The organism is Enterobacter sp. RHBSTW-00175, from assembly GCF_013927005.1.
Lineage (GTDB): Bacteria > Pseudomonadota > Gammaproteobacteria > Enterobacterales > Enterobacteriaceae > Enterobacter.
Window position 1 is genome coordinate 3,496,933 of record NZ_CP055930.1, and the last position, 25,009, is coordinate 3,521,941.

The 25,009-nt window shown below is 52.0% G+C and carries 26 protein-coding genes; 14 read left to right on the forward strand and 12 right to left on the reverse strand.

Features of this window, described 5'->3' with window-relative positions:
• Nucleotides 1–173 precede the first annotated feature (173 nt).
• The 3 genes from ahpC (at nt 174) to HV107_RS16585 (ending at nt 4,000) form a co-directional block, all read left to right on the forward strand.
• Nucleotides 174–737, forward strand: a complete 564-nt coding sequence (gene ahpC / locus HV107_RS16575) for an alkyl hydroperoxide reductase subunit C (protein WP_062934976.1) — start codon at nt 174–176, stop codon at nt 735–737.
• 240 nt (nt 738–977) lie between these two features.
• Nucleotides 978–2,543 carry an alkyl hydroperoxide reductase subunit F gene (gene ahpF, locus HV107_RS16580; RefSeq protein ID WP_182059998.1) on the forward strand — a complete coding sequence of 522 codons (1,566 nt, stop codon included), beginning with the start codon at nt 978–980 and terminating at the stop codon, nt 2,541–2,543.
• A gap of 99 nt (nt 2,544–2,642) precedes the next feature.
• Nucleotides 2,643–4,000, forward strand: a protein-coding gene (locus tag HV107_RS16585) for an IS3 family transposase (RefSeq protein ID WP_105318584.1) whose coding sequence is annotated in 2 segments (ribosomal slippage) — nt 2,643–3,105 and nt 3,105–4,000 — 1,359 coding nt in all. Because the reading frame shifts where the segments join, the coding sequence is not laid out codon by codon here.
• Between the two features lie 48 nt (nt 4,001–4,048).
• On the opposite strand, the gene uspG is transcribed toward HV107_RS16585, so the two are convergent.
• From uspG to rnk, 3 genes are all read right to left on the reverse strand, one after another.
• On the reverse strand, nt 4,049–4,477 hold the full coding sequence (gene uspG, locus HV107_RS16590) for a universal stress protein UspG (protein WP_166717371.1): 429 nt from the start codon (nt 4,475–4,477) through the stop codon (nt 4,049–4,051).
• 128 nt (nt 4,478–4,605) lie between these two features.
• A complete protein-coding gene (gene yldA / locus HV107_RS27480; protein ID WP_310649357.1) occupies nt 4,606–4,695 on the reverse strand; it encodes a small membrane protein YldA in 90 nt (29 codons plus the stop codon).
• A 137-nt stretch (nt 4,696–4,832) separates the two neighbouring features.
• Nucleotides 4,833–5,243, reverse strand: coding sequence for a nucleoside diphosphate kinase regulator (rnk, locus tag HV107_RS16595; protein ID WP_182059999.1), 411 nt, complete (start codon nt 5,241–5,243; stop codon nt 4,833–4,835).
• 253 nt (nt 5,244–5,496) lie between these two features.
• On the opposite strand from rnk, the gene HV107_RS16600 reads away from it, so the two are divergent.
• Together HV107_RS16600 and HV107_RS16605 are read left to right on the forward strand one after the other, a co-directional pair.
• Complete coding sequence (locus HV107_RS16600; RefSeq protein WP_014069301.1) at nt 5,497–6,327, forward strand: alpha/beta fold hydrolase; 831 nt, start codon at nt 5,497–5,499, stop codon at nt 6,325–6,327.
• Nucleotides 6,328–6,416: 89 nt separating this feature from the next.
• Nucleotides 6,417–7,034 (forward strand): flavin reductase family protein, encoded by a 618-nt coding sequence (locus HV107_RS16605; protein WP_182060000.1) that lies wholly within the window; start codon nt 6,417–6,419, stop codon nt 7,032–7,034.
• Here HV107_RS16605 and rna read toward each other — a convergent pair.
• Both rna and dcuC read right to left on the reverse strand, forming a co-directional pair.
• On the reverse strand, nt 7,028–7,837 hold the full coding sequence (gene rna, locus HV107_RS16610) for a ribonuclease I (protein WP_182060001.1): 810 nt from the start codon (nt 7,835–7,837) through the stop codon (nt 7,028–7,030). The two genes, HV107_RS16605 and rna, sit on opposite strands and share 7 nt — an antisense overlap.
• A gap of 90 nt (nt 7,838–7,927) precedes the next feature.
• Entirely contained in the window at nt 7,928–9,301 is a 1,374-nt protein-coding gene (gene dcuC / locus HV107_RS16615; protein ID WP_182060002.1) for an anaerobic C4-dicarboxylate transporter DcuC, read from the reverse strand.
• A gap of 342 nt (nt 9,302–9,643) precedes the next feature.
• On the opposite strand from dcuC, the gene HV107_RS16620 reads away from it, so the two are divergent.
• The 7 genes from HV107_RS16620 to cspE all read left to right on the forward strand — a co-directional run bounded on the left by HV107_RS16620 (nt 9,644) and on the right by cspE (nt 17,136).
• Nucleotides 9,644–10,045, forward strand: coding sequence for a hypothetical protein (locus HV107_RS16620; protein ID WP_182060003.1), 402 nt, complete (start codon nt 9,644–9,646; stop codon nt 10,043–10,045).
• Nucleotides 10,046–10,099: 54 nt separating this feature from the next.
• Entirely contained in the window at nt 10,100–10,414 is a 315-nt protein-coding gene (locus tag HV107_RS16625) for a copper-binding protein (RefSeq protein ID WP_182060004.1), read from the forward strand.
• An 11-nt stretch (nt 10,415–10,425) separates the two neighbouring features.
• Nucleotides 10,426–11,682 (forward strand): TolC family protein, encoded by a 1,257-nt coding sequence (locus tag HV107_RS16630; protein WP_182060005.1) that lies wholly within the window; start codon nt 10,426–10,428, stop codon nt 11,680–11,682.
• Nucleotides 11,679–12,884, forward strand: a complete 1,206-nt coding sequence (locus HV107_RS16635) for an efflux RND transporter periplasmic adaptor subunit (protein ID WP_182060006.1) — start codon at nt 11,679–11,681, stop codon at nt 12,882–12,884. Before HV107_RS16630 ends, HV107_RS16635 begins: the two co-directional genes overlap by 4 nt.
• A complete protein-coding gene (locus tag HV107_RS16640; protein WP_182060007.1) occupies nt 12,881–15,997 on the forward strand; it encodes an efflux RND transporter permease subunit in 3,117 nt (1,038 codons plus the stop codon). The genes HV107_RS16635 and HV107_RS16640 overlap by 4 nt, the downstream gene beginning before the upstream one ends.
• 163 nt (nt 15,998–16,160) lie before the next feature.
• Complete coding sequence (gene pagP, locus HV107_RS16645; protein ID WP_395677960.1) at nt 16,161–16,736, forward strand: lipid IV(A) palmitoyltransferase PagP; 576 nt, start codon at nt 16,161–16,163, stop codon at nt 16,734–16,736.
• 190 nt (nt 16,737–16,926) lie between these two features.
• Nucleotides 16,927–17,136: a transcription antiterminator/RNA stability regulator CspE gene (gene cspE, locus HV107_RS16650; protein WP_000034825.1), complete on the forward strand. Its 210-nt coding sequence runs from the start codon at nt 16,927–16,929 to the stop codon at nt 17,134–17,136.
• Between the two features lie 220 nt (nt 17,137–17,356).
• On the opposite strand, the gene crcB is transcribed toward cspE, so the two are convergent.
• Nucleotides 17,357–17,740 carry a fluoride efflux transporter CrcB gene (gene crcB / locus HV107_RS16655; protein WP_182060008.1) on the reverse strand — a complete coding sequence of 128 codons (384 nt, stop codon included), beginning with the start codon at nt 17,738–17,740 and terminating at the stop codon, nt 17,357–17,359.
• Between the two features lie 67 nt (nt 17,741–17,807).
• Between crcB and HV107_RS16660 the strand changes: the two genes are divergently transcribed.
• Both HV107_RS16660 and tatE read left to right on the forward strand, forming a co-directional pair.
• A complete protein-coding gene (locus tag HV107_RS16660; RefSeq protein ID WP_182060009.1) occupies nt 17,808–18,596 on the forward strand; it encodes a deaminated glutathione amidase in 789 nt (262 codons plus the stop codon).
• A gap of 126 nt (nt 18,597–18,722) precedes the next feature.
• Nucleotides 18,723–18,926: a twin-arginine translocase subunit TatE gene (gene tatE, locus HV107_RS16665; RefSeq protein WP_014069320.1), complete on the forward strand. Its 204-nt coding sequence runs from the start codon at nt 18,723–18,725 to the stop codon at nt 18,924–18,926.
• 83 nt (nt 18,927–19,009) lie between these two features.
• Here the strand turns inward: tatE and lipA are convergent, their stop codons facing one another.
• From lipA to rlpA, 6 genes are all read right to left on the reverse strand, one after another.
• Nucleotides 19,010–19,975, reverse strand: a complete 966-nt coding sequence (gene lipA / locus HV107_RS16670; protein WP_006809637.1) for a lipoyl synthase — start codon at nt 19,973–19,975, stop codon at nt 19,010–19,012.
• Between the two features lie 207 nt (nt 19,976–20,182).
• Nucleotides 20,183–21,136, reverse strand: a complete 954-nt coding sequence (locus tag HV107_RS16675) for a YbeF family transcriptional regulator (protein ID WP_182060010.1) — start codon at nt 21,134–21,136, stop codon at nt 20,183–20,185.
• A gap of 301 nt (nt 21,137–21,437) precedes the next feature.
• Nucleotides 21,438–22,079: a lipoyl(octanoyl) transferase LipB gene (lipB, locus tag HV107_RS16680; RefSeq protein ID WP_182060011.1), complete on the reverse strand. Its 642-nt coding sequence runs from the start codon at nt 22,077–22,079 to the stop codon at nt 21,438–21,440.
• Between the two features lie 92 nt (nt 22,080–22,171).
• Nucleotides 22,172–22,435 (reverse strand): DUF493 family protein YbeD, encoded by a 264-nt coding sequence (ybeD, locus tag HV107_RS16685; RefSeq protein ID WP_182060012.1) that lies wholly within the window; start codon nt 22,433–22,435, stop codon nt 22,172–22,174.
• Between the two features lie 106 nt (nt 22,436–22,541).
• Nucleotides 22,542–23,753 carry a D-alanyl-D-alanine carboxypeptidase DacA gene (dacA, locus tag HV107_RS16690; protein ID WP_182060013.1) on the reverse strand — a complete coding sequence of 404 codons (1,212 nt, stop codon included), beginning with the start codon at nt 23,751–23,753 and terminating at the stop codon, nt 22,542–22,544.
• Nucleotides 23,754–23,892: 139 nt separating this feature from the next.
• Complete coding sequence (rlpA, locus tag HV107_RS16695) at nt 23,893–25,002, reverse strand: endolytic peptidoglycan transglycosylase RlpA (RefSeq protein WP_182060014.1); 1,110 nt, start codon at nt 25,000–25,002, stop codon at nt 23,893–23,895.
• Nucleotides 25,003–25,009 lie beyond the last annotated feature (7 nt).

Consider the following 25,009-nt stretch of genomic DNA (forward strand, 5'->3'; position numbering starts at 1 on the left):
AGGGCCGCCCACCAGGGCGGCCTTTTTACTTTGGGCTTTTATTCATTCAGTTCACATGGTGGTCTTGTTCGGGTTGTTAGGTATGGCTGATTGATTTGATAAAGCAAACGCATTAGCCCACTCAACGAAAGTTGGTTACCTTACATCTCAACGAAAACACGGAGGAAATACAGATGTCCTTAATTAACACTAAGATTAAACCTTTCAAAAACCAGGCGTTCAAAAACGGTGAGTTCGTAGAAGTGACCGAAAAAGATACTGAAGGCCGCTGGAGCGTCTTCTTCTTCTATCCGGCTGACTTCACCTTCGTATGCCCGACTGAACTGGGCGACGTTGCAGATCACTACGACGAATTGCAGAAACTGGGCGTGGATGTTTACTCCGTATCAACTGATACCCACTTCACCCACAAAGCATGGCATAGCAGCTCTGAAACCATCGCAAAAATCAAATACGCGATGATCGGCGACCCGACTGGCGCCCTGACCCGTAACTTCGACAACATGCGTGAAGATGAAGGCCTGGCCGACCGCGCCACCTTCGTTGTTGACCCGCAGGGTATTATCCAGGCTATCGAAGTTACCGCTGAAGGTATCGGCCGTGATGCATCTGACCTGCTGCGTAAAGTGAAAGCGGCTCAGTATGTTGCTTCTCACCCAGGCGAAGTCTGCCCGGCAAAATGGAAAGAAGGCGAAGCAACGCTGGCTCCATCCTTAGACCTGGTCGGTAAAATCTAAATTTCCGTCGTCTTTCACGCCATAGCTGCGTTGGCGTCGCCTGCTCACCCCGGTCACTTACTTCTGTAAGCTCCCGGGGATTCTCAGGCTAGCCGCCTTGCTCTGACGCGAAATACTTTGGAAATTATTTCAGTCATGGGCGCGCCCGCGCCCATTTCATTCAGCACCATGATGCAAGTTGCATTCAGGCCGCCTGTATAAGGCAGCTTGCATGATGACGTTTTAAGAGAGGGAAGAACAATGCTCGACACTAATATGAAAACCCAGCTCAAGGCCTACCTTGAGAAACTGACTAAACCTGTTGAGCTGATTGCCACGCTGGACGACAGCGCTAAATCGGCAGAGATCAAGGAACTGCTGGCGGAGATCGCCGAACTGTCAGCGAAAGTGACCTTCAAAGAAGATAACAGCCTGGCAGTGCGTAAACCGTCATTCCTGATAACTAACCCAGGCTCTGACCAGGGGCCGCGCTTTGCCGGCTCCCCACTGGGTCACGAATTTACCTCACTGGTGCTGGCACTGCTGTGGACCGGTGGCCATCCGTCGAAAGAAGCGCAGGCGCTGCTGGAGCAGATCCGCGATATCGACGGTGATTTCGAGTTTGAAACCTATTACTCGCTCTCCTGCCACAACTGCCCGGACGTGGTGCAGGCGCTGAACCTGATGTCGGTACTGAACCCGCGTATTAAGCACACGGCGATTGACGGCGGTACCTTCCAGAATGAAATCACCGATCGCAATGTGATGGGTGTTCCGGCGGTATATATGAATGGTCAGGAGTTCGGCCAGGGCCGTATGACCCTGACGGAAATCGTTGCCAAAGTGGATACCGGCGCAGAAAAACGTGCGGCAGAAGAGCTGAACAAACGTGATGCTTACGATGTGCTGATTGTTGGATCCGGCCCGGCGGGTGCGGCAGCGGCGGTATATTCTGCACGTAAAGGTATTCGCACCGGTCTGATGGGCGAACGTTTTGGCGGCCAGGTGCTTGATACCGTGGATATCGAAAACTACATCTCCGTGCCGAAGACCGAAGGCCAGAAACTGGCAGGCGCCCTGAAGGCGCACGTCAGCGATTACGAAGTGGATGTGATCGACAGCCAGAGTGCCAGCAAGCTGGTTCCGGCGGTGGTTGAAGGCGGTTTACACCAGATTGAAACTGCCTCCGGTGCGGTGCTGAAAGCACGCAGTATTATCATTGCCACCGGCGCAAAATGGCGCAACATGAATGTGCCGGGTGAAGATCAGTATCGCACCAAAGGGGTGACGTACTGTCCGCACTGCGATGGCCCACTGTTTAAGGGGAAACGTGTTGCGGTGATTGGCGGCGGTAACTCCGGCGTGGAAGCGGCAATCGACCTGGCGGGGATTGTTGAGCATGTGACGCTGCTGGAGTTTGCGCCAGAGATGAAAGCGGACCAGGTGCTCCAGGATAAAGTGCGTAGCCTGAAAAATGTCGACATCGTGCTGAATGCGCAGACCACAGAAGTGAAGGGCGATGGCAGCAAAGTGACGGGGCTGGAATACCGTGACCGCGTGAGTGGCGATGTGCACAACGTTGCGCTGTCGGGCATCTTTGTGCAGATTGGCCTGTTGCCAAACACCACCTGGCTGGAAGGGGCAATCGAGCGTAACCGCATGGGTGAAATCATCATCGACGCGAAATGCGAAACCAGCGTGAAGGGCGTATTTGCGGCGGGCGACTGCACCACCGTACCGTACAAACAGATTATCATCGCCACCGGCGAAGGCGCTAAAGCCTCCCTGAGCGCATTTGATTATCTGATCCGTACGAAGACAGCATAATAAAAGAAAGTAAGACGACACCTGCAATACTAAAAGGCCACCGAAAATGAAGTGAACCCCGAAAGTTGGACATCCAACGATTAGGGGTTTTGCGTTTCAATGGGCAGAAAAAAATACTCACCTGAATTCAAGCAGCAAGTCGTACTCCACTATCTGTTCAGCAGTGATGGTGCAAAGAAAACAGCGCGGTTGTTCGGCGTTGATCACGGAGCGGTCAGACGCTGGACTGAGCACTGGAAAGTGAATGGGATGGACAGTTTTACCATTCCTACCAGGGCTTACTCTGCCGAGTTTAAAGAGTCTGTCGTGCTCTGGATGCAGCAACACAACAAATCATCCCGGAAAGCTGCGGCGGAGTTTCGTATTGCAGCCGCTTGTACTGTCAGCAAATGGGAGCGTCTTTACCGTACTGGCGGTATCATTGCCCTACAGGATAAACCCAGAGGACGCCAGATGAAGTCAGGGAAGAACGAAACTTCAGATAAAGAACTTAATAATCCCCGTCCAGCGTTCCAGAACGCTGAGGAAGAACTTGAATACCTGCGTGTTGAGAATGCCTACCTAAAAAAGCTTCAGGCCTTGATTCGGGAAAAGCAGAAGACAAAGCAAAAATAATTACCGAATTGAGGCGAAACCATAACCTGAGAATGCTGCTTCATATAGCAGGATTACCTCGCAGCACGTACTACTGGCATGTCAAAGCAGATAGCCGTGGAGAGCGCTATGAGGGCGAACAGCAAAGAATAGCCGCACTGTTCCACTATCATAAAGGACGATATGGTTACCGGCGCATTACCCTGGCGTTGCGTAATGAAGGCTATGGCATTAATCATAAAACAGTACGGAAACTGATGCGCAAGATGGGGCTGGCCTCATGCCTGAGAAGCAAAAAGTATCAGTCATACAAAGGCACCTACGGTAAAGTAGCGCCAAATACCCTTGCACGTGATTTTAAGGCCAGCAGTCCAAACCAGAAATGGGTCACGGATGTGACAGAGTTCAACGTAAAAGGGACAAAGCTGTATCTGTCACCAGTGCTTGATCTGTATAACAGCGAGATAATAGCCTGGAATATGACGACGCATCCGGGAATGAATCTGGTCGAAAACATGCTCAGCAAAGCCGTCAAGAGGCTGAAACCGGGTGACAGACCGGTACTGCACTCTGATCAGGGTTGGCAGTATCAGATGGCACGGTATCAGGAGAAACTTAAAGCTAAAGGCATAGAACAAAGCATGTCGCGCAAAGGGAACTGTCTGGACAATGCAGTGATAGAAAATTTTTTTGGTCTGCTGAAAACAGAATGTTGGTACCACGAAGAGTTTGAAAATACAGACCATCTACGAAAAACGGTGGAAGAGTATATCCACTACTACAACAACGAACGAATCAAGCTAAAACTAAACGGCCTGAGTCCGGTACAATACCGAACCCAGGCCATGTCAGCCGCCAGTTAAGAACGTGTCCAATATATGGGGTTCACTTCAAAAAAGGTGGCCTTTTTTTTATCTTACAACCAGCACCGGGATGTGGGTGTGGCGGATCACGCTGGAAGCATTCGAGCCCAGCAGGTGAGTGGTAATTGATGGATTACGTGAGCCGATGACGACCATATCTGCTTTCAGTTCGTTCGCCAGTTCATTCACGGCATCACGCACATTGCCAAATCTGACATGCGTTTTGATGCGGGCCGGATCGATGCTGAAATGCCCCACCATGGTTTGTAAGCGCGTTTCCGCTTCGTGTTGCAGATGCTCTTCGAAACGCCGTACGTCGGCAGCAAAGCGATGCAGGCTAAGACTGGCGGAACCCGGTAAAACATGTAAAAGATGGATAACTCCGTTCTGCTGCGCCAGGAACTCCGCGTGGCGTACAGCCTTATCGCTTAGCTCCATTTCAAAAACATCAACTGGCATAATGATTCTCTGATACATACCCGTTTCTCCTTGTTTATAAACGCTAAAACTATTCAAGCACAAAATAATTGTGGTTTCTGATAGCTGTCTGGCACTTTTTCATGTCATACATTTTTTACTATTTGAGAGGTTAAGCAGAAGGAGGGTTACCAGTGACGTTCAAGATAAAGCACGGCCATGACGATAATCGCCAATAAAAACAGAAAAACCAGTACGATAGCCAGTTCTTCAAGCATGACCGTCCCCGCGGCACCAAAACAGATTAAGCGTGGATTAAGGGGGTTTTGCGCGATATAAGACGAATGGGTGAATTTCGGAAAGAGGATGCGCGGGCACCCTCCGGGCAAAGCGGTTGTCGCGTGTTCAGAAGGGATTAACGAAGGTAATCGCCGGCCGCTTCTGGCTGGTAAAGCAGTTCGAGCACTTCAAGATGCGTAGCGGTACCGCCGGGCAATTCCCAGTGGATGGTGTCGCCGGTACGCAAACCAATTAACGCCGCGCCCACAGGAGCCAGAACGGAAAGCTGCGTGCTGCTGTCGGTCATTTGTGCCGGGTAAACCAGGGTGCGGGTGCGCTCTTCACCGGTGGTCAGGTCGCGGAATTTCACCTGGCTGTTCATCGTCACCACATTATGCGGCATCGACTCTGGCGTGCACATTTGCGCCCGATCCAGCTCAGCATTCAGTGCATCTGCAATGGGCAGTGCAGCAAATTCTTGCTTTTCAAGAAGCCTGTCGATACGTTCTGCGTCGAGTTCATTAATGATAATAGTGGGTCTGGACATTTATTACTCCATGTCGTTAATGCTGCGTGTAACGCAGAAACCAATCCAAAAGAAAACCCTCGCCGTCTGGCAGCGAGGGTTTAACTCTCCCGATGATACTCACTGAGCACGCAAGTTTGAAGTGATGAAGGTCACATTCATCGGTCATATGAATTTTTGGCGAAAAACGTGATCACTCGCAAATTTGCATTATCCTTTTTAAGCGCCCTTATTCGGCGACTATCCGCATTCAGTGTTCCGTTGAGGAGATCTCATGAGCGATTACGACAAACTTACCTTGAAAGACGGCAGTTATTTGCATTTTAAAGACTGGGGAAGTGGGCAACCCATCGTGTTCAGTCACGGCTGGCCGCTGACGGCTGATGCCTTTGAAGATCAAATGTTGTTTCTGGGGTCAAAAGGATTTCGTGTGATTGCGCATGACCGACGTGGTCATGGCCGCTCGGCACAGCCTTGGGACGGGCATAATATGGATCAATACGCTGACGATTTGGCTGAACTGACGGCGCATCTTAATCTGAAAGATGCGGTGCATGTGGGTCATTCAACAGGCGGTGGGGAAGTGGCGCGCTATATTGGCCGTCATGGCACACAGCGCGTGGCGAAAGCCGTGCTGATTGGCGCTGTTACACCGATTATGATCAAAACCGATTTCAACCCCAATGGGGTGCCGAAAGAGGTCTTTGATGGTATTCGGGAAGGTGTGGTTAACGATCGTGCGGCATTCTTCTACGAGCTGACCGCCGCGTTTTACGGTTATAACCGCCCGGGCGCGAAAGAGTCTAAAGCGGTACGTGAAAGCTTTGTGGAGCAGGGGCTTCAGGGCTCTATTAAGGCGCTGTACGACTGTATCAAAGCCTTTTCGGAAACCGACCTGCGTGGCGATCTGAAAAAGATGACCATCCCGACGCTGGTCATTCACGGTGATGACGATCAAATCGTGCCGATCGATACCTGTGGACGGGTGGCGGCGGAGATCCTGCCTGATGCGCAACTCAAGGTGTATGCGGGCGGCTCGCACGGTATCTGCACCACCCATAAGCACCAGATTAACGACGATTTGCTGAAATTTATTCAGTCTTAATTTCTGGCGGATTGCGTTACGCTGATTGTCCTGAAACAGGGCAATGAGCGAAGCGTAATTCGTGTACGCCCTATCCACCAGAGATAACTATGTACTTCTATGAACCTTCTCAGGGTCACGGCCTGCCGCATGACCCACTGAATGCTATCGTTGGCCCACGCCCGATTGGCTGGATCGCCTCTTGCGACAAAGAGGGGCGGCCAAATCTTGCACCTTATAGTTTCTTCAACTGCTTTAACTATCGCCCGCCGATCATTGGATTTTCCAGTAATGGCTGGAAAGACAGCGTGCGTAATATTGTCGAAACGGGCGAGTTTGTCTGGAACCTGGCAACGCTGGACCTGGCGCATGCAATGAATGAAACCTCTGCAATGCTGCCGCAAGGTGAAAATGAGTTTGCCTTTGCCGGGTTAACGACTGCAGAGAGCAAGCTGGTTAAAGCACCTCGCGTGGCAGAAAGCCCGGTGAATTTCGAGTGCCGCCTTTCACAGTGCATTCAGCTGACGGGTGCCGATGGGTCGCCAATAGAAACCTGGCTGGTGTTGGGGGAAGTTGTCGGGATCCATATTCAGGAATCGCTACTGGAAGAGGGTATTTACCAGACCGCCAAAGCCCGTCCAATACTGCGAGCGGGTGGGCCGACGGCCTATTATGCCATTAGCGACGAGCACCGGTTTGACATGGCGCGCCCTGGGGCAGGTCAGTAACCGACTTTATCGATAACGAATTGCTTACCGCAGTTACCGGGATGTGGCTGCGCGGCAAAAGAGGTCGCAGAAAGTGGATTGTTAATGGTGTCGGCGTTCAGCGAGAGCTGCAATTCAGTGAGATAGGCCGGATTACCGCTACAGGTCAGCTTGATGGCTTTGATACTCTCTTTCCCCCATCCTTTGCCGACGGCATCATCAAAATCGCTACGGCTAACGGTTTTACCGTAATTATTTGCCAGAAATTGCCCCAGCGGGCTGCTTTTCACTTCCTGATTCATCCGCACCATTGTGCCGAAATAGGCATCGGGGTCGAAGCCAAAGCAGACGCCATGTTTGGCATATTCGTAGCGCTCAAGACAAGAGTTACCACCGGCTCCCGGCATCACGCTGTTGAGTTTTGCTGCGCCCGACAGGGATAACCCGGTTTCGGCGGCTGAACATTTACGGCTGGCTTTCACTTCCGGCATGTTGGGGATCGGGCGAGTGGCGCAGCCAAAACGCATCCAGCGGCGTTCATCCACCCCGCGCGAGGCAATGGATTTTGGCAGGCCTGGCCACAGACCGTGCACGGTCAGGAAATCGGTTTTGGTCTTGCTCTCTTTTTGCAGGCGACACTCGTCCGGTTCGTTACGGTTGCGCTCGACCATGCTCTGACAAAACCCGGTTTGCCAGGAGAGCGCCAGAACGTAGCGATCGAAATCCCCGTACTGCGTTGCCTTAAGAGGTTCTGCCTGTGCGGAGAAAACGCAGAGTGCAAGCGCCATAGCGCCAGACGGAAAAACAATATCCTTCCTGAACATTTGAATTCCTGAATGATTGAAAACGGATTATTTCTGGAAGTTATTAAAGCACAAAAAGCGCCCGCAGGCGCTTTTTTGCGGGTGAGGAACTTATCCCACCGCTGTGCCAGGCACCAGCACTTCGGTTGCAATGATGACCACGATCAGGCCAACAAGAACGGGAACAGAGGTACGTTTCACCACTTCAAACGGTGATATTTTTGCCATCCCGGCAACGGCAACCACCACACCGGAAACCGGAGAAATGGTGCGGCCCAGGTTGGATGCCTGCAACATCGGAATGGAAAGATAAGCCGGGTTGATACCGGAGGAGTGCGCCAGTTTAGGGATCATCTCAACAAAGGCGTAGAACGGCGCATTACCAGAGCCGGTGGTCATTGCAGCCAGCATGGTCAGAATTACCAGCACCAGCATCAGGATAATGCTGGCAGAGCCGAAGGAGGTGGCAATGGAGATCAGGCTCTGGATGAAGCCGATGGTGCTCAACCCCTGAGCAAACACGCCTGCAGCAACCAGCAGCATTACGACACCTGCAAAGGCATCCGCCATACCGCGATAGGCTACTTCCAGCCCGGAAAACACTTTCTGAGTATTGAAGCCACGCACAAATTCCAGCATCGCCGCCAGCAGGATGCAGATAACCAGAATCGTAATGATATGCAGCTGCGGACCCCATTTGCCGTCAAAAATCAGCACGCCAATAATCGGTGTAAAGGGCAGGATGGCGTAAAAGGTTGGTGCGGTAGTGGTGATTTCACCCACATCCAGCATTTCGTGGCTGATGTTCTCTTTTTTGTCGAGATAGCGCTGCCAGAAAAAGTGGGCAATCGCCATGGCAATAATGGCGGCAATCGAGATAGGCAGCGTGGTTTTAAACGCAAAATCGATCAGCGACATTTCAGCGGCTTTTGCTGCCAGCACCACATCACCGGAAGTTGGCGAAAGAATAATGGCCGCAGGAGAGGCGCAAATAGCAGCAGCCGCGCCACGGCTAATCCCCACGTTGACCATGATGGGGAACAGTGTCGCCATTAATAGCACGCCAAGACCTGTGGCAGACGAGACGGCCAGTGACATCAGGCAGGCCAGGAAATAAGCGGCGATCATCAGCAGATATGGGGAGTTGATGAATTTCAACGGCCGGGATGCCAGCTTAACGACCATGTCGTTCGCGCCGATGTGGGTCATAAATGCTGCAAAACCGCACAGCATCATGATCATCATACCCAGGTCGCCGCCACGGCTCATGAGCAGAATTTTTATGTATTCGACAATGTCGGTCGCGGTATAGCCCGTACTGGTTTCGCTGGCGGGTAAGACTTTATGGCCCAGTAAGGCGCTAATAATGAGCAGCGTCAGACCGCCGACAAATAAGACCCCAGTGGCTGAGTAGCCTTTAATGATGTAGCGGGCTACACCGACAATGACGACGACTCCGATAAGGAGCTCAATAAACGTAAGCATGGTTTCTCCTGTATCCCTGCTGCCCGAGAGCACAAATAGTCAATAAAAAAAGAAGGATGAAATGTGCCGAATTAATGGCCTGTCATTGCTGATTAAAATCAATAAATATACTACTAAAGGAGAGAGTAACGATATTTTGCCATTACCCTATCATTTGCATCATGGGGTTATTGACTCATTGAATCATTATTATATGTCATAGAAATGATATTGAAGTGTTAATGTATTTGAGGCTATTTATCAGGGGATTGATAAAGAACGTAAATCTCTTTAAAAGCACTTTCTATTCTTTCTTTTCCCTGCATATACTCTCAGCACTTTTTTCAACCTGATGACGCCGATATGCACGCCAGCTGGACTTATCGCCTGCGCTTTTTCAAAAAACATCTGCTGATGTTTTTGATAGCCTTTGGCTGGCTGTTGATCCAGAGTCAGGTTGCTGTTGCCTCTCACGATTGTTCTATCGACCTTCGGGGTAACGTCGCGGCAATTCAGCATATGGATATGATGGCTAAACCTGGCCCTGCTCATACCGCTGATGTTTCGCCGCTGTGTGAAAAACACTGTGTGCCCGATCAGGCACCAAAAGATCCTGCTCATCCTCAACTGGTGGCGCTACCTGCCACTATGACCCTTACCCTGAACACGCCGGAATGTACGGATGTAAGCCCGTCTGCGTGGTCAATCACCCCTCCCGCTGTGGGGCCACCGGCAACCATTCGTTTTTGCCGGTTCAGAGAATAAAAACCTGTTAATTCGTTGATTTTATTTTAATTTACGTTTAACAGGAGCTTTATCATGCGTGCTTTATTTCTTTCCGCGCTGCTTGGCGCGTCCGTCTCTTTTTCTTCTTTTGCCGTCCAGGCGAATGAGGTAACCACTCCGACTGCACAACGCTGGCAAGGCCATGGCGTTGTCCAGGCGTTTTCCGCCCAGTCTGTCACTCTCGAACATGACGCCATTCCTGAACTGAAATGGCCTGCCATGACGATGCCATTTACCTTGTCATCCGGTGCCGTGCTCAATGGTGCGAAACCCGGCGATCGGGTGACGTTCATCCTTGAACGTTCAGGTGACGGGTTTCAGATCGTCTCGCTGACACCACAGCGCTAAGCGAGGACTTCATGAAACAACACACACTGGGCCTATGGCTCGGTGGGGTGATGTTCGGGTTACTCAGCTCAGCCGTACAGGCAGAGCCGTGGACGCTCGACCAAACCCTGACCGAAGCGCAACGCTATTCCGCGGAGCTATCTGCCAGCCGTAATGAAGCACAGGCGCTGGATGCGATGGCGGATTCCGCGACCCAACTACCCGACCCCAAACTGAAGTTTGGTATTGAAAACGTGCCAGTACAGGGGAACAACGACAGGCGTCTGACGCGTGAAGGCATGACCATGCAAAAAATTGGCATCATGCAGAGCTATGTCAGTTCTGAAAAACGCGAACGTAAAGCGCAAACCTTCCAGGCGCAGGCGCGAGGCGTGCTGGCAAAAGGGGAGGCTATCCGCGCGGTACTTCAGCGTGATACCGCTCAGGCCTGGCTCGAACTGGCGTTAACGCAGCAGGCGCTGAAAAAAGCGAAAGCGCTGGTCAGCGAAACCGGGCGTCAGCGCGGTGTGCAAAAGGCAAGCGTAGGGGCGGGCAGTTCTACGCCAGACAGCGTACTGGCGTTGCAAATGACCCTGAGCGCAATGCGCGATAAAGAGACGCTTGCTCAGCGCGATGTGCAACTGGCACAAAGCCGCCTGTTTCAGCTGACGGGGCAATCAATCACCGATGTGAGCGGGCCTTTGCCACGTTACCAGCGGCTCCCCGCCGATGAAAAAACGCTGGAAGAGGGGATAGTCCAACACCCGGAAGTGGAAGCCGCCCGACGGGAGGCCGACACCGCGAAAGCCCGTTCTGCACAATCGGCCATCGCCGCCATACCTGACGTGGATGTTGAGGTGTTCTACGCCCATCGTGCTGAAGGGTATGACGATATGGCAGGGGTCATGTTCAGCGTTGATTTACCGATCTTCCAGTCCAAAAGGCAGGACAAAGATTATGCCGCTGATGTCTCCCGGTCGATGCAGGCGGTAGACCAACTCACGCTGATTAAACGTGAGCATATCGCGCAGGTGCAGTCGCTGGTGGCGCAGTATCAGGCGGCGCAAACCTTATGGCAGCGCCAGAGCGAGGAGATCCTCCCGTTACAGCGCCAACGGCTGGAGGTGATGACGGCGCAATATCGTTCGGGGCAGTCAGAGCTGCCTGCATTACTGGAGGCGCGCCGAAGCGTACTGGATACGGAACTCGCGGCGAATCAGGCGGAGCGCGAGATGGCGCGGAACTGGGCGGCGATCCAATGGCTGATCCCACAGGAGCTGGCAAAATGAAAACAACGACCTTATCCGCAGTTGCGATTGCGGTGTTAGTGGCGGCCGGGGGCGGGTATTTTGTGGGGCAAAAGCAGTCTCATCAACCTGTGGCGCAGTCGCAGCCCACTGAGCGTAAAGTGCTTTACTGGTACGATCCCATGATGCCCGGACAGCGTTTTGATAAGCCCGGGAAATCACCCTTTATGGATATGCAGTTGGTGCCGCGCTATGCAGATGAAGAAAAGGCTGCGTCCGGTGTTGGGATCAGTGCGCAGCAGCAACAAAACCTGGGCATGAAGACAACGAAAGCGCAGCTACATCAGCTGAATGTCCCATTCTCCGCTTTTGCCACGGTATCAACGGATGAACGGGGGGTGACCGTGGTTTCGGCGCCCGCCAACGGCGTGGTGAAACAGTTGTATGTCAACGCCCCACAGCAGCAGGTGAAAGCCAATGAAGCGCTGGCGCAGCTCTGGATCCCACAATGGACTACCGCACAACAGGAGTATCTGGCCGTCCGTCAGCTTGGTGACGCCGGGTTGACACGCGCCGCACGTGAGCGACTGGCGCTGCAATTTATGCCGGAGGAGGTGATCCGGGCGCTGGAACGAAGCGGCAAACCGCAAACCACGCTGACACTTCGGGCGGCGAAAGCAGGATATGTCGTTAAGCTGGATGTGCGCGAGGGTGCGCAGATTACGGCAACGGCCCCGCTGTTCGAAATCGCCAGTCTTGACCCGGTGTGGCTGGTTATTGACTACCCGCAAACGCAGGCGCAATCCCTGAGCGTGGGCACTGAAGTGGTTGCCACGACACAGAGCTGGCCGGGCGAGCAATTCCACGGCGCGGTCAGTGAGCTACTCCCGCAGATGGAAACCACCACGCGCACCCTGAAAGCACGCATCGTGCTGAACAACGCCGGGCAGAAATTAAAACCCGGAATGTATCTCAGCGTATCGCGCGCCCAGGCAGCACAACGTCCGCCAGCCCTTGCCGTACCTGAAGAAGCGGTCATCAACAGCGGGGAATCTACACGTCTGCTGCTGGCTACCGGGGACGGTTATTTCCGCCCGGTCAATGTCAAAACAGGGTTGACTGCCCAGGGCTGGACGGAGATCACATCGGGCCTGAAAGCGGGGGATGAAGTTGTCACCTCTGGTCAGTTCCTGATTGATTCAGAAGCGAATCTGCGCAGCGTGATGCCGGAGGTGACCCAATGATTTCTGCGGTGATTCGTGCCTCCTTACGTAACCGTCTGCTGGTGATCCTGGCTGCGCTGATCATGGCCGGGTGGGGCTGGTGGGCAGTGCAACGCGCGCCGCTGGATGCGCTTCCCGATCTCTCTGATGTGCAGGTTATCGTCAAAGCGAGCTATCCCGGCAAAGCGCCGCAGGTGATAGAGGATCAGGTCACCTGGCCGCTGACCACCTCGATGCTCTCTGTGCCTGGGGCTAAAACGGTGCGCGGCTTTTCCATGTTTGGTGATGCCTATGTCTACGTGCTGTTTGAAGATGGCACGGATTTGTACTGGGCTCGCTCCCGTGTACTGGAGTATTTAAGCCAGGTGCAGTCGCAATTTCCGGCGGGGGTTAAAGTCTCGCTGGGGCCAGACGCCACCGGGGTTGGCTGGATTTACGAGTACGCTCTTGTCGATCGCAGTGGAAAACACAGTCTGGCAGACCTGCGAGCTATCCAGGACTGGACGCTGAAGTTTGAACTTAAAACCGTGCCGAACGTGTCGGAAGTCGCCAGCATTGGCGGGATGGTGCGCCAGTACCAGATTGTCGCTGATCCTGCCAGGATGCGCGCGCTGAACATTACGCACAGCCAGCTCTCCAGCGCGGTGCAGGCTGCGAACAAAGAGGGTGGCGGCGCATTGCTGGAAATGGGAGAGGCCGAATATATGGTGCGAACCACCGGCTATTTGCGGTCGCTGGATGATTTTCGCAACGTGGTGATCACCAGCCGGGACGGTGTGCCTGTCCTGTTAAAAGACGTTGCGACCATTGGATTTGGCCCGGAGATCCGCCGGGGTGTGGCGGAACTGAATGGTGAGGGTGAGGTTGCCGGGGGTGTGGTCGTGATGCGCTATGGGCAGAATGCGCTGGACACCATTCACGCGGTGAAAGCAAAGCTCAGTGAATTGCAGAAAACGTTGCCAGAGGGTGTGGAAATTGTACCGGTCTATGACCGCTCAACCCTGATTGAAGAGTCGGTTAAGACGCTGACGCATAAGTTGCTTGAAGAGTTTGCGGTCGTGGTGGTGGTTTGTGCGCTGTTTTTATTCCATTTCCGTTCGGCGCTGGTGGCTATTGTCTCTTTGCCGCTTGGGATCCTGGGGGCATTCGTGGTGATGCACTATCAGGGGATCAACGCGAACATCATGTCGCTTGGCGGGATCGCCATTGCTATCGGGGCGATGGTCGATGCCGCGATTGTCATGATTGAAAACATGCATAAAGTGCTGGAGCAATGGCGACATGATAACCCGGATAAAACACCGTCGTCCGGGGATTACTGGCACCTTGCGGAGCGTGCCGCCGTGGAAGTTGGTCCGGCGCTGTTTTGTAGTCTGCTTATCATCACCTTGTCGTTCATTCCGGTGTTTTCGCTTGAGGCGCAGGAGGGGCGAATGTTTTCCCCGTTGGCGTTTACCAAAACCTGGTCAATGGCGGTGGCGGCAGGGCTTGGCATTACCCTGGTGCCGGTGCTGATGGGCTATTTTATTCGCGGCAAGATCCCTGACGAAAAAGCCAACCCCATCAACCGGGTACTGATTCGCCTGTATGAACCTTTGCTGGATAAGGTGCTCTCGTTTCCGAAAACCACACTGATGCTGGCGTTTGCGCTTTTAGTGGCGACCCTCTGGCCGCTAAGCCGGCTGGGAAGTGAGTTTATGCCGCCTCTGGATGAAGGGGATTTGCTGTACATGCCATCCACGTTACCGGGGATCTCCGCCCGTGAAGCATCGCGGTTATTGCAGCAAACAGACCGGTTGATTAAAAGCGTGCCGGAAGTGGAAAGCGTATTTGGTAAGGCCGGAAGGGCGGAATCGGCAACCGATCCGGCACCGCTCACCATGCTGGAAACGACCATCCACTTTAAACCCCGCGCTCAGTGGCGCCACGGAATGACAACGCAAAAACTGGTAGAGGAGCTGGACAAAACGGTGTCCGTACCCGGAATTGCTAACGTGTGGGTGCCGCCTATCCGTAACCGGCTGGATATGCTGGCCACCGGGATAAAAAGCCCGGTAGGCATAAAGGTGAACGGCAATAATATTGTGGATATCGAGCGGGTCGCCCAGCAGATTGAACAGGTGGTGAAGCAGGTGCCTGGCGTCACCTCGGCCCTGGCGGAACGTCTGGCTGGCGGGCGCTATGTGGATATTCGTATCGACAGGCAAAAGGCTGCGCGATATGGCGTGTCCGTCGATGAGCTGCAAAGTATGGTCTCTACGTTAGTGGGGGGCGATAACATTGGAGAAGTCATTCAGGGACGTGAACGTTATCCCATCAACCTGCGTTATCCACGCGACCTTCGCGATAATGTGGATAAACTGCGCGTCTTACCCGTGATTGCCGCGAACGGCAGCCAGATTGCGCTTGGCGAGTTGGCGGATATTGTGGTGACGGAAGGACCGCCAATGTTAAAAAGCGAAAATGCGCGGCTGTCTAATTGGATTTATGTCGATTTGCGCGGGCGTGATCTGAAGTCAGCGGTAGATGAAATGCAAAAGCGGGTGGCGGAGCAGGTCGTTTTACCGCAGGGGGTGTCGCTCTCCTGGTCCGGGCAATTCGAATATCTTGAACGGGCAACGGCAAAGCTAAAAATAGTCCTGCCAGTTACCCTCATGATTATATTTATACTGCTCTGGCTAACCTTTAAACGCGTGTCAGATGTCCTGATAATAATGGGGACATTACCTTTTGCACTTATTGGGGGCGTGTGGTTGCTGTGGCTGCTTGAATATAATCTGTCGGTGGCGGGGGCGGTAGGATTTATAGCACTTTCCGGTGTCGCGGCGGAATTCGGGGTAATAATGGTCCTCTATTTAAATCATGCGCTGGATAAGTATCGTCTGCGGGAGCCTGACGGCGGGAGTGCGATGGTTATGCGGGCTATCCATGAAGGTGCGGTGCTTCGTGTCCGCCCGAAAGTGATGACCGTTGCCACCATCATGGCGGGGTTGCTACCCATTATGTGGGGGGGCGGCAGCGGTTCGGAGGTGATGCAACGCATCGCAGCGCCTATGATAGGTGGGATGGTAACTGCGCCGTTGCTGTCAATGCTGGTTATTCCTGCACTCTATAAGTTGTTACATCGACGTTAAATATGCATCCTGTATGCGCTTATTCAGGCATACAGGATAATGTAACTTCGGAATATTCCCAGTATAAGTGGCATTAATTAGGAATAACGCTGATATCGTTAAGCCACCATTCAACTATTCTATGGTAAACTTTGCCCCGAATACTAAGAATGGTAATTGCATTGTGATCGTACGAAATAATTTTTCCTTGATTTTATTGTTTATTTTTGGGTTGTTAACATTTTCTTCTGGTGCCATGGCAGAAGAAAGCGCGACGGATAAGGGTTGGTTCTCAACTTTTACGGATAACGTCGCACAAACCTGGAAGGAGCCAGAGCACTATGATCTTTATATTCCGACCATAACGTGGCACGCACGTTTTGCGTATGACAAAGAAAAAACAGACAAATACAACGAACGTCCGTGGGGGGCAGGTTTTGGCCAGTCGCGCTGGGACGAAAAAGGGAACTGGCACGGCATCTACCTGATGGCCTTTAAAGATTCCTTTAACAAGTGGGAACCGATTGGCGGCTACGGTTGGGAGAAAACCTGGCGACCGTTAGCAGACGATAACTTCCACGTGGGTCTGGGCTACACCGCAGGGGTCACTGCGCGCGATAACTGGAATTACATCCCTATTCCGGTGATCTTGCCGCTGGCGTCCATTGGTTACGGTCCTGCAACGTTCCAGATGACGTATATTCCTGGAACTTATAACAACGGTAACGTTTACTTCGCGTGGATGCGTTTTCAGTTTTAACTGAAAAAACTTTACGTGCTGGTGAATAAACGTACTGTCTTTGAATCATAAAGGATAAAAATCCTTCAGTGAAAATTAACGCGACTTTTGTCACTTTTTATCAAAGAACCGCTGGACAAAACGTCCCACAATTGTTGTACTGATACCCGACACAGCATTTGTGTCGTTTTTTAATGTAAAGGTAATTTTGATGTCTAAGATTAAAGGTAACGTTAAGTGGTTTAATGAGTCCAAAGGATTCGGTTTCATTACTCCAGAAGATGGCAGCAAAGACGTGTTCGTACACTTCTCTGCAATCCAGACTAATGGTTTCAAAACCCTGGCTGAAGGTCAGCGCGTTGAGTTTGAAATCACTAACGGTGCCAAAGGCCCTTCTGCTGCTAACGTAATCGCTCTGTAATTCAGACGCGTCAGCAAGAATTTCAAAACCCGCTCTCTGAGCGGGTTTTTTTTCGTTTTGAATCAGCCAAGAAAATAGATTTTCAGGAAGCTGGCGATGATCAGCACGCTCAGCAACACCATTCCTGCGCTCATCAAACTGTCTTTCATTCCGTCACCCTCGTTCAGTATTGCAACCAGAGTGACAGAGAAAAGTTAAGCCAACATTAACGCTCCCGACGTTATTGCGGGCTGGCTGAGGAAAATAACCAAAATGCGATAGCCGTCATCGCAAACGAACCCAGCATGTTGATTGCAATGTTCGTCAATGCCCAGGTGAATCGGCCTTCCTGGAACAGGAACACCACCTCGGCAGAGAAAGTAGAGAATGTTGTCAGACCGCCACAGAAACCGGTGGTGATCAAAACTTTCCACACCGGGTCGATATGCGTCATTCGGTTGAACCAGGCGAGCCCCATACCAATGATAAATGCACCAATCAGGTTAGCAGCAAGCGTACCCATGGGGATCGCCTGATGCATGGGATTAAACCGCATACTTAAGAACCATCGCGCAACGCTCCCTGTACCACCACCAATAAAAACGGCTAAAAGTAGTTGTAACACGCTAAATACCTGCTATTTGATGTGTAAGAGCATCAAGTTTAACGCTGATTATGAGTAGGGGACAAATATGTATGTTGCGGTTGGGCAGTTTGCGGTAACGCCACGCTGGGAAGAGAATGCGCAAAAATGCGTGGCCCTGATGGCTCAGGCTCAGCAAAAGGGGGCGTTGTTGCTGGTGCTCCCTGAAGCGCTGCTGGCACGTGATGATAACGACCCAGATATGTCAGTGAAATCAGCTCAGCCGCTGGATGGCGGCTTTTTGCGGCTGTTGCTTCAGGAAAGTGCGGGTAATCAACTGACCACAGTTCTGACAATCCATGTTCCGTCTTCGCCGGGAAGGGCAGTGAACACCCTTGTGGCGATCCGTGAAGGTGCGATTATCGCGAGCTACGCTAAATTACATCTCTACGATGCGTTCAGCATTCAGGAGTCACGCCTGGTTGACCCTGGAGATATCATTCCGCCATTGATTAACATCGACGGCATGAACATCGGATTGATGACCTGCTACGATGTTCGCTTTCCTGAGATGGCGATGAGCCTCGCCCTTAAAGGGGCTGATGTGCTGGTATTGCCTGCGGCGTGGGTAAAAGGCCCGCTTAAAGAGCACCACTGGGCGACGCTGCTTGCCGCCCGTGCGCTCGATACCACCTGTTATATTGTGGCTGCCGGGGAGTGCGGGAATAAGAATATTGGCCAGAGCCGGGTTGTTGATCCGCTGGGGGTGACGGTCGCTGCAGCTGCGGAAGCACCGACGTTGCTGATGGCCGAGATATTTTCAGCCAGAATTTCTCTTGCGCGCCAGCAGTTACCCGTTCTGCAAAATCGTCGGTTTGCGCCACCGCAATTATTCTGATGTTTTTTTCAACAATGCTTGATTCACCTTGTTACAGATTGCTATTGTGTGCGCGCGTCAAATGACCGTTAATAAGATCAGGTTTTTGGCGCTGAATGCAGCCTGTTTTATGTAAAGAAGGTATCTATGGGTGAGATTAGTATTACCAAACTGCTGGTGGTTGCCGCACTGGTCGTCCTGCTGTTTGGTACCAAGAAGTTACGCACACTGGGCGGTGACCTGGGGGCAGCAATTAAAGGCTTCAAAAAAGCGATGAATGACGATGATGCGGCTGCGAAGAAAAGCGCCGAGGATGACGTCCCTGCTGAGAAGCTTTCTCACAAAGAGTAATAGCAATGCCTGAGGGCTTGCGAAAAAAAACCGGCTCAATGGCCGGTTTTTTTATGATGTAACTGTAAATAAATATTTCTATTTTATTTAACTTCTTCGCCTTTCGCCTGCATATCAGCATGGTATGACGAGCGAACAAACGGGCCACAGGCTGCATGGGTAAAGCCCATTGCCATTGCTTCGGCTTTCATTTCATCGAACTCATCCGGGCTAACATAGCGCTGTACCGGCAGGTGATGGCGGCTAGGCTGCAAATACTGGCCCAGCGTCAGCATGGTTACGCCATGACGACGCAGATCGCGCATCACTTCAATGATCTCGGCATTGGTTTCACCGAGGCCAACCATCAGGCCTGATTTGGTCGGGATATGCGGGTGCGCTTCTTTAAAACGCTCCAGCAGTTTCAGGGACCAGTTGTAATCTGCACCAGGGCGAACCTGACGGTAGATACGCGGTACGTTTTCCAGGTTGTGGTTGAACACATCCGGCGGTGTTGCGGTCAGGATATCCAGCGCACGATCCATGCGTCCACGGAAGTCCGGTACCAGCGTTTCGATTTTAATGTTTGGACTTTTCTCACGGATAGCAGTGATACAGTCAGCAAAGTGCTGAGCACCGCCATCACGCAGATCGTCACGGTCAACAGAGGTAATCACCACATAGCGCAGTGCCATGTCGGCAATCGTCTGAGCCAGTTTTTGCGGTTCGTTAGCGTCAGGCGCAACAGGGCGGCCATGCGCTACGTCGCAGAACGGACAGCGGCGGGTACAAATTGCACCCAGAATCATAAAGGTCGCTGTGCCGTGATTGAAACATTCAGCAAGGTTGGGGCAAGAGGCTTCTTCACACACAGAGTGAAGGCCATTTTTACGCATCGCCGCTTTGATCCCCTGGATACGCGAAGAGTCAGCCGGAAGTTTGATTTTCATCCATTCCGGTTTTCTTAACAGCGCTTCGCGCTCTGTAGCCACGTTTTTAACCGGGATAAGGGCCATTTTATCGGCATCGCGGTATTTAACACCGCGTTCCATCACAATGGGTTTACTCATAGCGTGCGTGTTCCAGTTGCGAATATCGAAGGAAAGCGTTTCAATTCAAGGGAATGTTGTATTTATCAACTATTTTTGAACGAACGACAGGCAGTATATCATTGAAACGGTCGATAAAGCAGCCTGCCAGGTCGCCAAATTGTAAAATAGTTGTTGTTTTGTGCCTTTTGCCCCGCACCCGGCAGGGGCTTGTTCTGAATGAGCCTGTCAGAAGGCCTGGCGGATGACGTTGATGACGTTTTCGAGTACTGGATCGCGCAGGCTGAGTTTGTTGTAATGCAGGGAAATTTCAACAGATTCAGTGTTCAGCTGCGGTAAGGGGATGCTCTCCAGTGGCCAGCATTTACACAGTAAAGAGTACAGCCGGGCGGGCATAACGCAAAGCATGTCGCTGCTGCTAATCAGGGATGCCATCGTAAACATATTGTAACTGCTGAAGCTCACCTGACGTTCCGGGAAAAGCTCGTCTAAGCGCTGACGAAGAACGTTCATGCTTTGCCCTTCGGTCATGAACGATGAATGCTCGTAGCCACGTAAGTTTTCCAGCGTCAGTGGTTGACTGAGTGCCGGGTGATGCTGTCGACATACCAGCGTCAGGCTATCAGCATAGAGAACGTTCTGCCCTAATGCTCTGGCGTTAAAATTATTGCTGTCGATTATCAGGTCGGTCTGAAACTGCGCGAGCTGAATTTCAGGCTCACTGACGGGAACATTACGTAGCAGCAGTTGTGGAGCGTGTTGTTTCACCGCCTGATAGATGATGGGCAGAACCAGAACGCCAACAGAAGGCGATGTACCAATGGTAATCGTTCTTTGCTTGTCATAGCTTCCCGTCAGGTCCAGCGCGCCCAGAATCGATTCCAGCCCCTGGCTGATGTACTCGTGCAGGTGAGTCGCATAGGCCGTAGGCGTCACGCCCTGGCCTTTACGTATAAATAAGGGATCGGGAAATATAGCGCGCAATTTCTGAATGGACTGGCTAATTGCAGAGGGCGTGAGATTAAGAATTTTCGCAGCGTTAACGATACCCTTGTGGACATAAACTGCCTCAAAAATAGTCAGCAAATTGAGATCAATATTACGTAATGTCCGAAAAATTTGCGGTTTATCTTCACTACCGGGTTCATTCAGGCGTTTGGCTGGTAAATTATTATACTCCACGCTTTCACTCCGTATTCATTCACAATATGAATGATAGTTGAAATTATTTATTATGCCTGTAGAGATTCGTAAAGTGTTTTGTAGGTGTCACTTGTTTATCAAAAACAAACAGTTGTGTGATTGTCACGCAAGCTACCTGAGCCTCTCAATCATCTCAGGTAGTGGGCTAAATAATTTATAGCGCTAATATGCGGGTGCGTTCAGGCGCTTCGAAAATATAGAATCTGCGGATTATTGTAAAGCGTAAAAGCGGTAAATAAGTGATGGCTCGTCAAATAATCAAGCCATCATGTATGATATATTAAGCAGGGATATATTCGTGGGGTGGATTGTTAAGTAGCGCTAACAAGTTGTTCAACAGCACCGGTCGAATAATATCAGGTGTGGCTGTTTCGACCCACTGGCGCATTTGCGTCATTTCCATTCCGGCATATCCACACGGGTTGATACGTAAGAACGGCGCGAGATCCATATTAATATTTAACGCCAGCCCGTGAAACGAACAGCCCTTACGAATACGCAGACCCAGCGAACAGATCTTCATTTCTCCAACGTACACGCCTGGCGCATCGGCCCGGGGATGGGCATCAATACCGTATTCCGCCAGTGTGTTCACCACGGTTTGTTCCAGCAGAGTGACCAGTTCACGAACGCCAAGTTTTCTGCGTTTCAGGTTCAGAAGAACATACATCACCTGCTGACCCGGACCGTGATAGGTGACTTGCCCACCGCGATCGCTCTGAATGACTGGAATATCACCGGTCGTCAGCAGATGTTCTGCTTTGCCAGCTTGCCCCTGAGTAAACACCGGAAGATGTTCAACCAGCCAGATTTCGTCAGGTGTCGTTTCATCGCGGGAATCGGTGAAGTCATGCATGGCCTGGGAGACAGGCTCGTAAGGTTGCAGCCCGAGTTGGCGGACAAGAATTTTATCCTGGTACAAAACTGTGTCTCCGAAGACAGGGAGAAAAGATGAGGGGATTATACCACAGCGGGGAGAGGGGTTACCCGGCAAACCGGGTAACCGCAAAGGGACTACAGCACCATACGAACAATTTCGATATTGCCGAGCTCTTCGTACAGCGTCTCAACCTGCTCAATATGCGTGGCAGTGATGGTAATAGAAACCGAGTGGTAGTTGCCCTTGCTGCTTGGTTTTACTGACGGAGAGTAGTCGCCCGGCGCATGGCGCTGTACCACTTCAACCACCTGATCAACCAGCTCAGGCAACGCCTGCCCCATTACTTTGTAAGTAAATGAGGTAGGGAATTCAAGCAGTTCGTTAAGTTTGGTTTTCATGTCAGCTCCGGCGTAACGTCAAAAAATAATAACTCCCACATCAGGTGGGAGTTATCAGGATAGTTAGTATATGGGGATCAAAATCACACTTTCAAGTGTTCAATTTTTATCCAAACCAGTGATGGAACATCAATTTAATGTAATCAATGATTTTGCCGAAGAAATTGCCTTCAGGAATTTCTTGCAACACCACCAGTGGGCGCTGATCGATGGTTTTGCCATCCAGCTGGAAGTTAATGGTGCCCACAACCTGGTTTTTCTGGAGCGGAGCATGGAGCTCAGTGCTGTTCAGCACGTAGCTGGCTTTCAGATCTTTCATTCGGCCGCGCGGAATGGTCAGATACAGATCTTTGTCCACGCCCAGTGATGCACGATCGTTGTCACCAAACCAGACTGGCTCAGAAGCAAACTCTTTACCTGCTTTCAGTGGGTTCACGGTTTCGAAGAAACGGAAGCCCCAGGTCAGCAGTTTTTTGCTTTCGGTTTCACGACCTTTAAAGGTGCGACCACCCATAACGGCAGAAATCAGGCGCATCTGGCCTTCAGTGGCAGAGGCAACCAGGTTATAACCCGCTTTATCGGTGTGACCGGTCTTGATGCCGTCTACGTTCAGGCTGTTGTCCCACAGCAGACCGTTACGGTTGGTCTGGCGGATACCATTGAAGGTAAACTCTTTTTCTTTATAGATGGAGTATTCGTTAGGCACGTCGCGAATCAGCGCCTGACCAATCAGCGCCATATCACGTGCGGAGCTGTACTGGCCATCAGCATCCAGGCCGTGAACGGTCTGGAAGTGGCTGTTTTGCAGACCCAGAGCGGTCACGTAGCTGTTCATCAGGCCAACAAACGCGTCCTGGCTACCGGCAGCAAAGTCGGCCATTGCCACACAGGCATCGTTACCTGATTGCAGGTTGATACCACGAATCAGCTGAGATACAGGAACCTGCATTCCAGGTTTAAGGAACATCAGGGATGAACCTTTAAACACCGGGTTGCCGGTCGCCCAGGCATCGTTACCGATAGTCACCAGATCGCTTTCTTTGAACTTACCGGCTTTCATGGCCTGACCGATAACGTAGCTGGTCATCATTTTGGTCAGACTGGCGGGATCGCGACGGGCGTCGGCATTCTGTTCTGCCAGAACTTTGCCAGAGTTGTAATCGATCAGGATGTAGGATTCCGCGTCGATTTGCGGAACGCCAGGGATCATGGTCTTGATATTCAGGTCATCGGCGTGAGCCGCAGAAAGTGCAGCTGCGCAAAGGGCCGTGGTCAGCGCCATGCGCTGCACAAAACGAGCAGAAAAAGTGGTCTTCATGGTCAGAACTACGACATCCGTGATGGAATTAAAAAAAGTGCCTTACTATAGCAAATGCTATACAGGCAGGCATCCGACTTTCAGTGCGAGTTTGTGAATGTTAGTTACACAAATCGACAATTCGGATACCGCCGATGAGTTATTTTGCAACAGCGATAAACGATTGCAATTGCGCTTCGCTTTGCAGGCGTTGTTGCAGGGCGGACGCCTGTGATTTGCTGGCAAACGGCCCCATCTGGATACGCCAGACTGCACCATTTTGCTCAACACGTCCAGGAACGCTGAATTGCTGACTCAAACGCTGTTGGTATTGTTTCGCTCGCGCCTGGTCACTTACCGCACCCACCTGAACGACAAAACCACCGCTTGCAGCAGCTGGCGCAGCAACTTCCGCGCTTTGCGTGGCCACTGGCGCTGTCACCGCAGCGGGTTGCGTTACCGGCGCTGCGACGACCGGTGCGGGTGTTGGCTCGTTACCTTCAAGTACACCTGACGCTAAGGTTGTTGGCGCACCAAGAAAACCACTGCTCTTCACTGGCGCGCCAGTGCTGTCATCGCTCTGCAAGGTATCATTGCTGATTGCACGGACTTCACCCTGCGGTGCAGCAGGCTCTGCCGGAGAAGACGCGCCACCCATACCACCGCTTAAATCCGGGCGTGAAGGAAGGGCATAGGTCTGTTTGGCAACGGTTGTACAGGCAGTACCAGGGCCAGACAGCGTACCATCCTGCGCCACGACGATAGGGTCGATACGCACCTTGGTGTTGTTAGACGTGTTCAGACGGTCAGCGGCAGCGCGAGACAGTGAAATCACACGGTCGTTACCGTAAGGACCACGATCGTTGATGCGCACGACAATCATGCGACCATTTGCCAGGTTCGTGATACGGGCATAGCTTGGGATTGGAAGCGTCGGGTGTGCCGCGGTGATCTGCGCGGGATCGAACGTTTCGCCAGAGGCCGTCAGGTTGCTACCCGGTTCTGCATCGTAGATGGCAGCAAAACCGGCCTGGCTAAAGCGTGACGGGTCTTGCACAATCTTGTAGCTCTTGCCATCGCGCTGATAATCCTGATTTGCTGTTGCGTTCAGCGGCTCATAACTTGGATCGGCGCCGCTGATTTCAACAATCGGGCCGTTACAGACCGCAGGCTGCGGCGGCGCGACGGTCGCCTGCTGCTGACCATCATCACTTGAACAGGCTGCAAGCAAACTTGCTGCGATGCAGATACCCAGCCACTGCTTACGCATTGCGATC

Coding starts and splice junctions, on each gene's coding strand:
- ahpC (WP_062934976.1), top strand. CDS start 174: ATGTCCTTAATTAACACTAAGATTAAACCTTTCAAAAACCAGGCGTTC.
- ahpF (WP_182059998.1), top strand. CDS start 978: ATGCTCGACACTAATATGAAAACCCAGCTCAAGGCCTACCTTGAGAAA.
- uspG (WP_166717371.1), bottom strand. CDS start 4,477: ATGTATCAGAGAATCATTATGCCAGTTGATGTTTTTGAAATGGAGCTA.
- yldA (WP_310649357.1), bottom strand. CDS start 4,695: ATGCTTGAAGAACTGGCTATCGTACTGGTTTTTCTGTTTTTATTGGCG.
- rnk (WP_182059999.1), bottom strand. CDS start 5,243: ATGTCCAGACCCACTATTATCATTAATGAACTCGACGCAGAACGTATC.
- HV107_RS16600 (WP_014069301.1), top strand. CDS start 5,497: ATGAGCGATTACGACAAACTTACCTTGAAAGACGGCAGTTATTTGCAT.
- HV107_RS16605 (WP_182060000.1), top strand. CDS start 6,417: ATGTACTTCTATGAACCTTCTCAGGGTCACGGCCTGCCGCATGACCCA.
- rna (WP_182060001.1), bottom strand. CDS start 7,837: ATGTTCAGGAAGGATATTGTTTTTCCGTCTGGCGCTATGGCGCTTGCA.
- dcuC (WP_182060002.1), bottom strand. CDS start 9,301: ATGCTTACGTTTATTGAGCTCCTTATCGGAGTCGTCGTCATTGTCGGT.
- HV107_RS16620 (WP_182060003.1), top strand. CDS start 9,644: ATGCACGCCAGCTGGACTTATCGCCTGCGCTTTTTCAAAAAACATCTG.
- HV107_RS16625 (WP_182060004.1), top strand. CDS start 10,100: ATGCGTGCTTTATTTCTTTCCGCGCTGCTTGGCGCGTCCGTCTCTTTT.
- HV107_RS16630 (WP_182060005.1), top strand. CDS start 10,426: ATGAAACAACACACACTGGGCCTATGGCTCGGTGGGGTGATGTTCGGG.
- HV107_RS16635 (WP_182060006.1), top strand. CDS start 11,679: ATGAAAACAACGACCTTATCCGCAGTTGCGATTGCGGTGTTAGTGGCG.
- HV107_RS16640 (WP_182060007.1), top strand. CDS start 12,881: ATGATTTCTGCGGTGATTCGTGCCTCCTTACGTAACCGTCTGCTGGTG.
- cspE (WP_000034825.1), top strand. CDS start 16,927: ATGTCTAAGATTAAAGGTAACGTTAAGTGGTTTAATGAGTCCAAAGGA.
- HV107_RS16660 (WP_182060009.1), top strand. CDS start 17,808: ATGTATGTTGCGGTTGGGCAGTTTGCGGTAACGCCACGCTGGGAAGAG.
- tatE (WP_014069320.1), top strand. CDS start 18,723: ATGGGTGAGATTAGTATTACCAAACTGCTGGTGGTTGCCGCACTGGTC.
- lipA (WP_006809637.1), bottom strand. CDS start 19,975: ATGAGTAAACCCATTGTGATGGAACGCGGTGTTAAATACCGCGATGCC.
- ybeD (WP_182060012.1), bottom strand. CDS start 22,435: ATGAAAACCAAACTTAACGAACTGCTTGAATTCCCTACCTCATTTACT.
- dacA (WP_182060013.1), bottom strand. CDS start 23,753: ATGAAGACCACTTTTTCTGCTCGTTTTGTGCAGCGCATGGCGCTGACC.
- rlpA (WP_182060014.1), bottom strand. CDS start 25,002: ATGCGTAAGCAGTGGCTGGGTATCTGCATCGCAGCAAGTTTGCTTGCA.